The sequence below is a fragment of the Streptomyces sp. NBC_00285 genome (assembly GCF_036174265.1).
Classification (GTDB): Bacteria; Actinomycetota; Actinomycetes; order Streptomycetales; family Streptomycetaceae; genus Streptomyces.
The window spans coordinates 8076797-8088933 of record NZ_CP108055.1; the positions used below are offsets into that span (position 1 = coordinate 8076797).

Annotated in this window: 8 protein-coding genes; 7 read left to right on the forward strand and 1 reads right to left on the reverse strand. The window is 69.2% G+C overall.

From position 1 onward, the window contains the following. The first annotated feature begins 89 nt into the window (after positions 1-89). From OHT57_RS37220 to OHT57_RS37235, 4 genes are all read left to right on the forward strand, one after another. On the forward strand, positions 90-815 hold the full coding sequence (locus OHT57_RS37220; protein WP_328751162.1) for a response regulator transcription factor: 726 nt from the start codon (positions 90-92) through the stop codon (positions 813-815). Then, complete coding sequence (locus OHT57_RS37225) at positions 812-2359, forward strand: sensor histidine kinase (RefSeq protein ID WP_328751163.1); 1548 nt, start codon at positions 812-814, stop codon at positions 2357-2359. Before OHT57_RS37220 ends, OHT57_RS37225 begins: the two co-directional genes overlap by 4 nt. Before the next feature lie 252 nt (positions 2360-2611). Continuing rightward, a complete protein-coding gene (locus tag OHT57_RS37230; protein ID WP_328751164.1) occupies positions 2612-3676 on the forward strand; it encodes a lytic polysaccharide monooxygenase auxiliary activity family 9 protein in 1065 nt (354 codons plus the stop codon). 354 nt (positions 3677-4030) lie between these two features. Continuing rightward, positions 4031-7300, forward strand: coding sequence for a GH92 family glycosyl hydrolase (locus OHT57_RS37235; protein WP_328751165.1), 3270 nt, complete (start codon positions 4031-4033; stop codon positions 7298-7300). On the opposite strand, the gene OHT57_RS37240 is transcribed toward OHT57_RS37235, so the two are convergent. Next, the gene (locus OHT57_RS37240) at positions 7281-8285 is read right to left on the reverse strand and encodes an acetylxylan esterase (protein ID WP_328751166.1); all 1005 of its coding nucleotides are present in this window, start codon (positions 8283-8285) and stop codon (positions 7281-7283) included. The genes OHT57_RS37235 and OHT57_RS37240 overlap by 20 nt on opposite strands. Before the next feature lie 225 nt (positions 8286-8510). Here OHT57_RS37240 and OHT57_RS37245 point away from each other — a divergent pair, with 225 nt between their 5' ends. From OHT57_RS37245 to OHT57_RS37255, 3 genes are read left to right on the forward strand one after another with little or no spacing between them, the layout of a single operon-like run. Beyond that, positions 8511-9494, forward strand: a complete 984-nt coding sequence (locus tag OHT57_RS37245) for an ABC transporter permease (RefSeq protein ID WP_328751167.1) — start codon at positions 8511-8513, stop codon at positions 9492-9494. After that, positions 9488-10360 carry a carbohydrate ABC transporter permease gene (locus OHT57_RS37250; RefSeq protein ID WP_328751168.1) on the forward strand — a complete coding sequence of 291 codons (873 nt, stop codon included), beginning with the start codon at positions 9488-9490 and terminating at the stop codon, positions 10358-10360. Before OHT57_RS37245 ends, OHT57_RS37250 begins: the two co-directional genes overlap by 7 nt. A 35-nt stretch (positions 10361-10395) precedes the next feature. Beyond that, positions 10396-12051: an ABC transporter substrate-binding protein gene (locus OHT57_RS37255; RefSeq protein WP_328751169.1), complete on the forward strand. Its 1656-nt coding sequence runs from the start codon at positions 10396-10398 to the stop codon at positions 12049-12051. Positions 12052-12137 lie beyond the last annotated feature (86 nt).

Genomic DNA, 12137 nt, shown 5'->3' on the forward strand with positions numbered 1-12137 from the left:
GCCGTGTGCCGGGCTCGGAAAGCCCAGGTCATCACCCACCCTCAGGTGGAACACAGGGTTCCCTCAGCGGGCGGGGACACGATCGGGACATGACTGGAACCTCCGGGTCCCGAACCGGCCACGTACGGGTGCTCATCGTCGACGACGAGCCGGCACTCAACGAAGTGCTGTCCGTCGCCGTCGCCGAGGCAGGCTGGCGACCCTACCCGGCGCTGGACGGCCACAGCGCGCTGCGGACCGCACGCGCCTGCGCACCGCACGCCGTCGTGCTCGACGGGATGCTGCCCGACCTGGACGGCCTCCAGGTGCTGCGCCGGCTGCGCCACGAGAACCCGGGGCTGCCCGTCCTCATGCTCACCGCCCGCGACGCCCTGGAACACCGCCTCGACGGCCTGGAGGCAGGCGCCGACGACTACGTCACCAAGCCGTTCTCCCTGGAGGAGGTCGTGCTGAGACTGCGCGGGCTGCTGCGCCGGGCCGGGTCGAGGCAGGGCCGCACCGGCGACTCCGTACATGTCCTCGGCGACCTGGTCATGAGCGAGGACACCCGCGAGGTGTGGCGGGCGGGCACACCGGTCCACCTCACCGCGAAGGAGTTCGACCTGCTCGGACTGCTGCTCGGCCACCCACGGCAGGTGCTGAGCAAGGCGCAGATCCTCGGCCACGTCTGGAGCGCCTCCTTCGACGGGAGCGGCAACCTCGTCGAGGTCTACATCTCCAGCCTGCGCCGGAAGATCGACAAAGGACGGGCGCCCGTGATCCACACCGTGCGCGGCCTCGGGTACGCCGTCAGGGCCGCGGAGGACGGGAGATGACCGGGCGAGCGCGTCTGCGCCACCTCCGTGGCCTGCGGCTGCCCACGCGCGCGATGCGCACCCGGCTGCTGCTCTTCGTCAGCGTCACGCTCGTCGTCGTGTGCGCGGCGATGGCCCTGACCACGGCGCTCTTCCAGCGCGCCTATCTGATGGGCGACCTGGACGACCGGGTCACCAACGCCGCCGAGCGCAGCCTGGGCGGTGCCTCGGTCCACCCGGAGCCGGCCGGGGACCTGGCCTTCCTCCACGAGAGAGGACACCCGGCCGGCATGGTCGCCGCCCGGCTCGACGGCGACGGGAACATTCTCTCCGCGGCCGTCGTGAACCAGGACGCGACGACGCGGGATCTCAGTGCGGCCCAGCGCACCGCACTGACCGGCCTTCGCGCCGACGGCTCGCAGCACACCCGGAGCGTCCCCGGACTCGGCACCTACCGGGTCACCGTCCTGGAGAGCGACGGAGTCCGGGTCCTGACCGGGCTGCCCATGGGCGACGTACAGAACATGATCAGCCGGCTGGTCGTGGTCGAGGCGGCCGTCGCCGGCATAGGTGTCGCCGTCGCCGGCTGCGTCTGTGCCGTGGTCATACGACGGCAACTGCGCCCCCTCGGCCGGGTCGCCGCCACCGCCGCCGAGGTCTCCCGGGCCCCGCTCGGCCACGGCGAGATCACCGGTCTGACCCGGGTGCCCGCACGGGACACCGACCCGGACAGCGAGGCCGGCCAGGTCGGCGCCGCGCTCAACCACCTGCTCGACCACGTGGAGTCCTCCCTCACCGAACGGCAGCGCAGCGAGGAGCAGATGAGGCGCAGCGAGGAACGCATGCGGCGGTTCCTGGCCGACGCCAGCCATGAACTCCGTACGCCGCTCGCCTCGATCGCCGGATACGCCGAGCTGATGAACCGCGGGACCGACCGCATCGAGCCGGTGCTGGCCTGGCGGCGGGTCTCGGCGGAGTCGGCACGTATGACGGGCCTGGTGGAGGACCTGCTGCTGCTCGCCCGCCTCGACGAGGGCCGCCCCCTGCACTCCGGCGAGGTGGACCTGGCGGGACTGGTCGCGGAAGCGGTGTGGGACGCGCGGGCGTCAGGCGGCGGCCACGACTGGCAGCTCGAACTGAGTCTGGAATCACCGGCGTTGGTGAACGGCGACGAGACCCGGCTGCACCAGGTGGTGGCCAACCTGCTGGCCAACGCGCGGATGCACACACCGGCCGGTACGAGGGTGGTGGCGTCGGTGGAGTCCACGGACGCACACTGCGTGATCCGCGTCCGCGACGACGGCCCGGGCATCCCGCCGAGCCTCCTGCCGACCGTCTTCGAACGCTTCACGCGAGCGGACACCTCCCGCTCCCGTGCCGACGCCAAGTCCGGGGGATCCGGGCTGGGGTTGGCCATCGCGGCGGCGATCACGGGGGCACACGGGGGCCGCATCCGGGTGGAGAGCGTCCCCGGCCGCACGGAGTTCACGATCGAACTTCCGGCGGTCACGGATTCCGGGGCGGAGGAACGAGCGGCTTCCGGGAAGCCGGCGGCGGTGGTGTGACGGCCCTGGCGGTGGTGTGACGGCCCGGGCGGAGGCGGCAGGCGTTTACAAGTGGGCCGCATGCCGCTACCTTCCGCAGAAGGTGGAGTGGGAGCGCTCCCATTCGGACGGACCGGAACCCGCCCGCATGCAGCTCCCACTCCACCGCAACCCCACACCGCGAACCCCGCACCTCGAACCCCGCATCCGCACCCCCACACCCTGAACCCCACACCCGCACGGCCCGTACCTCAAGGAACGGACTGGACTGTCATGATCCTGACAAAGTTACCGAGGGTGTCACGCACCAGAGCCCTCCTCCTGGTCCTCGTCTCCCTGCTCGCCACCATCCCCGCCCTCGGCCTGGTCGTCACGGCGGGCGGCAAGGCCGAGGCGCACGGCACCCCCATGAAGCCCGCGAGCCGCACCTTCCTGTGCTGGCAGGACGGGCTGACCAGCACCGGTGAGATCAAGCCGGTCAACCCCGCCTGCAAGAACGCGCAGGCGGTCAGCGGCACCACGCCCTTCTACAACTGGTTCTCCGTGCTCCGCTCGGACGGCGCCGGACGTACCCGCGGCTTCGTGCCGGACGGCCAGCTGTGCAGCGGCGGCAACACCAACTTCACCGGCTTCAACGCGGCCCGCAACGACTGGCCGCTCACGCACCTCACCTCGGGCAAGACCGTCGACTTCTCCTACAACGCCTGGGCCGCGCACCCGGGTTGGTTCTACGTCTACGTCACCAAGGACGGCTTCGACCCGACCAAGACCCTCACCTGGGACGACATGGAGGCCCAGCCCTTCCTGAGCGCCGACCACCCGCCGCTCAACGGCAGTCCGGGCACGGTCGAGGCCAACTACTCCTGGACCGGGCAGCTTCCGGCCAACAAGTCCGGCCGCCACATCATCTACATGGTCTGGCAGCGCTCGGACAGCGCGGAGACGTTCTACTCCTGCTCCGACGTCGTCTTCGACGGCGGCAACGGCGAGGTCACCGGCATCCATGATCCGGGCAACCCCACCGACCCGGTCCCCGGCACCTGCACCGCCACCCGTAAGACCACGGGCAGTTGGAGCGGCGGCTACCAGTCCGAGGTCACCGTCACCAACTCCGGCAACGTCCCGATGCTGGGCTGGATGGTCAACTGGACCCTGCCGACCGGACAGAAGGTCGACAGTCTCTGGAACGGCAACGCCACCTATACGGGCCAGGACGTGATGGTCCACAACGCCGACTGGAACGGCTCGCTCAGTCCGGGACAGAGCTCGACGTTCGGCTACGTCGTCACCGGCTCCGGCGGGGACACGGCAACGACCCTTCCCTGTCGGGTCGGCTGAGCCACCGTCAGCACCTGCAGGAACCCTTAGCTCAGGGCGGACCCGGTGGGGCTGTGTGCCACCGGGTCCGCGAGCCGCGTCGGCACAGGGGGGGATGGCCGACGCGGATGGTGCATGGCTTGTGACGACCCGATACGCGCGACAACGTTGTCGAGTGGTCTGTGCCTGACTCTACCGCTCCAACGGACAACGAGGTCAATCCCGTTGGAGGAACCGCCGGGACCGGTCGGGTGACCGGCTTGCGCGCCCTCCGGCCGCCCGCCCCCTTCCGTGATACGCGTGGCGCACGTTACTGTCCCCGCGGCTTGTGCGACCTGTGGTGCGCGACCCGTCCGAAGGAGGAGGGGCCGCATCATGCGTTTCCGTCCTACGTCCCTGCTGCTGGCCGCCGTTCTGGCGCTCACCGGCGCCACCCCTGCGCTCGCGGCCACCCCGGAGCCGCCCGGCCTCGTCCGTGATCCGACCGCCTACGTCGACCCGCTCATCGGCACGAAGAACGGCGGAAACGTCTTCCCGGGTGCCGTCGCACCCTTCGGCATGTTCTCCTTCAGCCCCGAGAACACCCGTGGCGACGCCACCCGCACGGCGGCTCCCGGCGGCTACCTGTACGACGCCACACGCATCCGCGGCTTCAGCCTCACACACATGTCCGGCACGGGCTGCGCGGGCGGCAGCGGTGACATCCCGCTCCTCCCGTTCGCCGGAGAGGTCACCTCGTCCCCGGCGAGCGACACCAAGGACGCGGTGTACGCGGCCGACTTCAGCCACACCGACGAGACGGCGGAACCCGGCCACTACAGGGTGGGCCTCGCCTCCGGCGTCACCGCCGACCTCACCGCCACCGCCCGTACCGGCTCGGCCCGCTTCACCTACCCGGCCGACAAGCCCGCCTCACTGCTGTTCCGCACCGCCAACTCCGAGGTGGGATCGACCGGTTCGACGGTCGAGATCGACCCGGCGACCCGCACGGTCTCCGGTTCCGTCACCTCCGGAAACTTCTGCGGATATCTCGACCCCGAGGGTCAACGCGCCTACTACACCCTCCACTTCACCGCCCACTTCGACCGCCCCTTCGCGGCTACCGGCACCTGGCAGGACGACAGGCTCACCCCCGGCTCGCTGGAGGCGTCCGGCGGCACGGGCGGGTTCACGCAGGGCGGGCGGCCCGTCGCGGGCAAGGGAGCGGGCGGATACGTCCGGTTCGCCCCCGGCACCGAACAGGTCGGCGTGAAGATCGGGATCTCGTACGTCGGTCGAGCGGGCGCCGAGGCCAACCTGGCCGCGGAGAACCCGCCCCTGCGCTCCTTCGACTCCGTGCGCGACGCGGCCCTGGGTGCCTGGCGTGACCGGCTGCGCGGGATCCGGGTCGGCGGCGGCACCGACGACGAGCGCACCACCTTCTACACCGCGCTCTACCACGCCCTCCTCCACCCCAACGTCATCAGCGACACCGACGGCGGATACCGGGGCGCCGACGACCAGGTGCACCGCGTCGCCCCCGGCCACCGCGCCCAGTACGGCACCTTCTCCGGCTGGGACGTCTACCGCGGACAGGTGCAGCTGCTCACTCTGCTCGACCCGCGCACCGGCTCGGACGTCGCCCAGTCCCTGTACGAACTGGCCCGGCAGAACGGCGGCGTCTGGGACCGCTGGCTGCACGGCGCGAGTGGCACCCACGTCATGAACGGCGATCCCTCACCCATCGCCCTGGCCGGCATCCACGCCTTCGGCGGCACGGACTTCGACCTGCACGGTGCACTGGACTCGCTCGTCCGGGCCGCCACCGTCCCGACGCCACAGGACCTGTCGCCCGCCGGAAAGCCGGTGCTCTCCGCCGGCCAACGCCCCTCCCTCGACAAGTACCTGAAGCTGCACTACATGCCCTCCGTCTCCCATGCCTGGGGCGGCGCAGCCGAGACCCTGGAGATGTCCGGCGCCGACTTCGCACTGTCCCGACTGGCCCGCGCGGCCGGGGAGAAGGACACGGCGGCCGCCTTCGCCACGAGGTCCCAGTGGTGGCAGAACAGCTTCGACATCGCCGCCGACCCGGGCGGCGGCTACATCGCCGACCGCAAGGTGGACGGCAGTTGGGTCACCGGCTTCACCCCGGCCACCGGCAGCGGATTCGTCGAGGGTACGGCGGCCCAGTACACCTGGATGGTCCAGCACGATCCGGCCGGCCTGTTCGCCGCGATGGGCGGCCGCGGCAAGGCCCTTGAGCGCCTCGACGCGTTCTTCCACGACGAGAACGGCGACTGGTCCTTCACCGGCGGCGGCGGTGAGAAGTCCGAGCTGGACAACGAGCCGTCCATCAACGTGCCCTACCTGTACGCCTATGCGGGCGCCCCCTACAGAACGCAGGGGACCGTGCGTGCCGCCATGCGACAGCTCTGGTCGACCCGGCCGGAGGGAATCCCCGGCAACGACGACCTCGGTGCGATGTCCGCCTGGTACGTCTTCTCGGCGCTCGGGATGTACCCCCAGGTGCCGTCCCGCTCCGAACTGGTCCTCGCCTCACCGCTGTTCCCGCGCATCGAGATCGACCGGCCCGGCGGCAACGACATCTCCGTCCGTGCGGAGGGCGCGGCCGCCGACTCGCCGTACATCCACGCGATGCAGGTCAACGGCCGCACGAACCACCGCCCTTGGCTCCCGGCGTCCTTCGTCCGGGACGGCGGCCGACTGGACTACGCCCTGTCCGCCGCGCCCGCCCCGGCCTGGGGAGCGGAGTCGGCCCCGCCGTCCTTCCGCGAGGGCGAGCAGTCGTACCTGGTCGGCGTCGGTCCGGCCACGGCGACGATCGCACCGGGAGGCAGCACGAAGGTCGGCGTCCGTGCCCTCCGGCTGCACGGCGACGACACGAGCCCCGAGGTCCGCTTCCGCGTCGGCACACCCGACGGCATCACGGCGACCCCGGCCGAGGGCACCGTGGTCGACGGGTCGCAGGAGATCACCCTCAAGGCCGCCGAGGGAACGCAACAGGGCTTCTACGACGTCACGGTCGCCGTCACCTCGGAGGGCACCATGTACGAGCAGCCCGTGTCCCTCACGGTCGCCGCACCCGGCAGCCTCCTCGCCGCCTACGACAACACCGGGATCTCGGACGACTCCGGCGACCATGCCGAGGCCGACTACGACGGCGGTGGCTGGAGTTACTCCCGGCAGGCGCTGAGGGCCGCGGGCCTCACGCCGGGCGCGCAGAGCACGGTGAACGGCCTGGCCTTCACCTGGCCGGACTCGCCGAGCGGGCGGCCCGACAACGCCACGGCGACCGGCCGGACCATCCAACTGGACTCCCCGGTGGGACGGTTGTCCTTCATCGGCAGCGCTGTCAACGGCAACCAGCAGGCAGAGGCCACCGTCACCTACACGGACGGCAGTACGGGAACGGTCCAACTGGCCTTCACCGACTGGACCGTCGGCGGCGGTGGCGGCACCGTCCAGTACGGCAACGAGACCGTGGCCCGCGCCGCGTACCGAAACGTGGCGGGCGCGGGCCGGGACCCGGTGGCGACGTACGTCTTCGCCACGAAGCCGTTCACCGCGCCGGAGGGCAAGAGCATCGCGAGTGTGGGACTGCCGCGGAACACGGACCTGCACGTGTTCACCCTGGCGACCGGGTGACCTCCAACACCCCTGCCAGCCAGTCGAGTTGACGGCGGACCTGCACCGCGTCGCCGCCCTCGTGGCCGTTGTACGGATAGGCGTGGATCTCCTTGCGGGGGTCCACGCCGGCCAGTTCCCCGTAGCGGTTGAAGGCCGCGTACGCCCCGCTCGGCGGGCACACCGTGTCGCGCAGGCCCACCCCGAAGTGGGCGGGAGCGACAGCGCGCCGGGCGAAGGAGACGCCCTCCACGTAGGAGAGCGTGCGGTACGCGGCCTCCTCCGCGCCCCGGTGCACGGTGAGGTATGCGGTGATCTCGCCGTAGGGGCTCGCGTCGGTGAGGTCCAGGGCGCGCCGGATGCCGCACAGGAAGGGTGCGGTGACCAGGACCGCCGCCAGGTCGGGCACCAGTCCCGCGACGGCCAGCGCGAGCCCGCCGCCCTGACTGTTGCCGACTGCCGCGACGCGTTCCCCGTCCACACCGGGCAGGGCCCGCACGGCGGCCACCGCGCGTACCGCGTCCGTGATCAGGCGGCGGTAGTGGTAGTCGCGCCGGTCGAGCAGTCCGCGTGCCGCGGGGCCCGGTCCGCCGGGTGCCGAGGCGTGGGGGTCGGGGGTCGCGCCGCCGTTGCCGTACTGGTCGCCCTGGCCGCGGTTGTCCATCAGCAGATGCGCGTAACCGGCGTTCACCCAGGTCAGCCGCTCGTGCGGCAGGCCGCGGCCGCGACCGTACCCCGCGTACTCGACGACCGCGGGCAGTGGCTCGCGCACCCCGGCGGGTCTGCTGTACCAGGCGCGCACCGAATCGGCGGCGAAGCCCCGGAAGGTGACATCCCAGGTCTGTGTCAGCCGTAGGCCGCTCTCCACCGGGCGCACCGACGCCAACGGGTCGCCCTGCGCCGCCTCTTTCAGGGTGTCACGCCAGAACTCGTCGAAATCCGGGGGTTCTTGGACATCGGGGCGGTACCGCTCCAGCTCCCTCGGCGGCAGATCGAACGCAGGCACAGGACACCTCGCATGAGTCGGTCCAAGTAATGAAACTTGCGGAGGAGCCGGGGGTCGGTCTCCCTGTTCTACCCCGCTCGTGCAGGCTCCCATACCTCGCCCTCGCCCCAGAGATCTCACGCGTGACCCATTGACAGCGCTTTCTGGATGCCCCTAAGTTGCCGCGAAGTTACCGGTAAGAGCTCGAAAGTTTCGGTTCCGTGCCTCCGTCTGAGAGGACCGAGCATGAGCACGTCCGTCAAGTCGGCCTCTCCACCACCCGGCATCGAGGACCCACCGAGAGCGGCCGGCCGTCGCCCCGTGCAGCGCGGCGGCCTGCGGCGAGCCCTGCGCCGCGACTGGCAGCTGTACTCCCTCGCCGTCCTGCCGCTGCTGTTCTTCCTGGTCTTCCGCTATCTGCCGATGATCGGCAACGTGATCGCCTTCCGGCGCTTCCAGCCCGGCGGTTCGATGTTCGGCGAGGACTGGGTGGGCCTGCGCTATGTGCGCATGTTCCTGAGCGACCCGACGTTCTGGCAGGTGTTCCGCAACACCCTGTGGCTCGGCGGGCTCACACTCGTGTTCTGCTTCCCGATCCCGATCGTCCTCGCGCTCCTGCTCAACGAGGTGCGCCGGCGCTCCCTCAAGCGGTTCGTGCAGTCGGTGTCGTACCTCCCGCACTTCCTGTCGATCGTCATCGTCGCGGGCCTCACCCTGCAGATACTCGCCACCGACGGCCCGGTCAACCACGCCCTCGGCCTGCTCGGCCACGACCAGATCCGCTTCATCCAGGAACCCGACTGGTTCCGCACGATCTACGTCGGCTCGGAGATCTGGCAGACCGCGGGCTGGGGCACGATCCTCTACCTTGCCGCGCTCACCACCATCGACGAGGACCTGTACGAGGCCGCGCGCATCGACGGCGCGGGCCGACTGCGGCAGATCTGGCACGTCACCCTGCCCGGCATCCGCCCCACCATGATCACGCTGCTGGTCCTCAACGTCGGGACCTTCATGGCCGTCGGCTTCGAGAAGGTCCTGCTGCTGTACAACCCCCTGACCTACCCGACCGCCGACGTGATCTCGACATATGTGTACCGGGCGGGTGTCGAGTCCAACAGCTTCAGTTACGCCGCCGCCATCGGACTGTTCGAGGCGGTCATCGGCCTCTTCCTGATCACGACCGCCAACACTCTGTCGCGCCGCACAGTGGGGACCAGCCTGTGGTGAGGACAAGCCGTTCCTACCGCGTCTTCCAGGGTGTCAACGGGGTCGTCCTCACCCTCGTCGTGGTCGTGACCCTGTATCCCTTCGTGAACATCGTGGCGAGGTCCTTCAGCGGGGAGCGCCAGATCAGGGCCGGTGAAGTCACCCTGTGGCCCAAGGGGTTCAACCTCACCACGTACAAGATCGTGTTCCAGGACTCGATGTTCTGGCGGAACTACGGCAACACGGTGTTCTACACCGTCGTGGGCACCGCCATCGCCATGGTCCTGACGACCTGTTACGCCTACGTCCTGTCGAAGAAGCACCTCAAGGGGCGCGGGGTGCTCGTCGGCATCGCCGTGTTCACGATGTTCTTCACCGGCGGCCTGATCCCCAACTATGTCCTGATCACCAGCCTCGGACTGAAGAACAGTGTCTGGGCGATCGCCCTGCCCAACGCGATCAGCGTCTTCAACCTCCTGGTGATGAAGGCCTTCTTCGAGAGTCTGCCGACCGAGCTGGAGGAGGCCGCGCAGATCGACGGTCTGAGCACCTACGGCATCCTGCTCAGGGTCGTGCTGCCGCTGTCCAAGGCGGTCGTCGCGACCATGGTGCTCTTTTACACGGTGTCCTTCTGGAACTCCTGGTTCAGCGCGTTCCTCTACATGGACCACTCCGACCTGATGCCGGTCACCGTCTATCTGCGCAACCTCATCGCGGGCGCCACCGGTGGCGGCAACGCCGGTGCCGGCACGGCGGAGCTCAGCCAGGTCGGCGCGAGTATCCAGGCGGTCACGATCGTGCTCACCGCGCTGCCGATCATCTGCGTGTACCCGTTCGTCCAGCGCTTCTTCGTCTCGGGCGTGATGCTCGGCGCGGTCAAGGGCTGACACCCCCAACTCACCTACGCACCAAGGGAGTCCCCGTGAAGAACGCAGGAGAGCTGTCGCGGCGTCAGATCCTGGCCGCCGCGGGCTTCATCGGCCTCGCCACCCTCACCGGCTGCGGCAGCGGCGACGACGGAGACGACTCCAAGGACCTCTCCAAGAAGCAGAACGGCGCCATGAAGGACTACCGGGCCGGCCAGCAGTTCAAGGCCGCCAAGGCGCTGTCCTTCTCGATGCTCCACAACGACAACCCGGTCTACCCCCTCAAGAACAGCTGGCTGTTCTGGAAGGAGGTCACCAAGCGCACCGGGATCACCGTCAAACCCCTCGACGTCCCGCTGGCCGACTACGAGAAGAAGCGCAGCGTCCTCATCGGCGCGGGCGACGCCCCCTCCATCATCCCGAAGACGTACCACCCCGGCGAGGTCGCCTTCGTGTCGTCGGGCGCGATCCTCGCGGTCAGCGAGTACGTCGACCTGATGCCGAACTTCCGGGACAAGGTGAAGAAGTGGCGGCTGGAGCCCGAACTCGACTCCATCCGCCAGTCCGACGGCAAGTACTACCTGCTGCCCGGTCTGCACGAGCGGCCCAAGTCCGGCTACTCGCTGTCCTTCCGCACGGACATCCTCGACAAGCACGGCCTGGCCCTGCCCACGACATGGGACGAGGTGTACGACGTCCTCAAGGCACTCAAGGCGGAGTACCCGGACAAGTACCCGTGGACGGACCGCTGGAGCACCAACACCCCTTTCCCGTGCGGGGCGTTGTTCGGCTATCTCGGCCAGGCCTATGGCGTGAAGGCCGGCTGGAACTACGACAACATCAGCTTCGACACCAAGGCGCAGAAGTTCGTCTTCACCGCCACCCAGGACGCCTACCGGCAGATGGTCGAGTACCTGAGAAAGATCGTCGCCGAGAAGCTGCTGGACCCCGAGAGCTTCACCCAGCAGGACGACCAGGCCGTCCAGAAGCTGCTGGCCGAGAAGTCCTATGTGATCAGTGCCAACCCGCAGGAGCTGGTGCAGAACTACCGCTACAACCTGGGCAAGCAGGTCAAGGGCTCGAAGATCGAGATGGTTCCGGTGCCGCTCGGCCCGGCGGGCCCGATCCTGCTGAGCGGCATCCGGCTGGAGAACGGCGTCATGATCTCCAGCAAGGCCCTCAAGAGCGACACCTTCGTCGCGATGATGCAGTTCGTGGACTGGCTCTGGTACTCCGACGAAGGCCAGAAGTTCTGCAAGTGGGGTGTGGAAGGCGTCACTTACACCGAGTCGGGCGGGAAGTACACGCTGGAGCCCGGGATCTCGCTGATGGGTTCCGACCCGGACGCCCCGAAGGATCTCCAGAAGGACTACGGGTTCTTCAACGGTGTCTTCACCTACGGCGGCAGCTGGGAACTCGTCTCCTCCAACTTCAGCCCGGACGAGAAGAAGTTCCAGGACGTCATGTCCCAGCGCAAGCAACTCCCCGTCGATCCGGCGCACCCGCTCCAGTCCTTCGAGCAGGAGCAGGCGACCCTCTGGGACACCCCGCTCAAGGACACCGCGATCCAGAACACCCTCAAGTTCGTCCTCGGCAAGCGGCCGATGTCCGAATGGGGCGCGCACGTCGCCGAGTTGAAGTCGAAGAACATGCAGCAACTTCTCGACCTGCACAACAAGGCGTACGAACGGTTCAAGAAGGAGAACGGGTGATCCTCCACCTCCCCTCCGAACCCGCCCGAGAAGCAGACACCCCGGTGGCGGCACGAACCCCGACCACGGGGGAGGGGGCCGCGGTG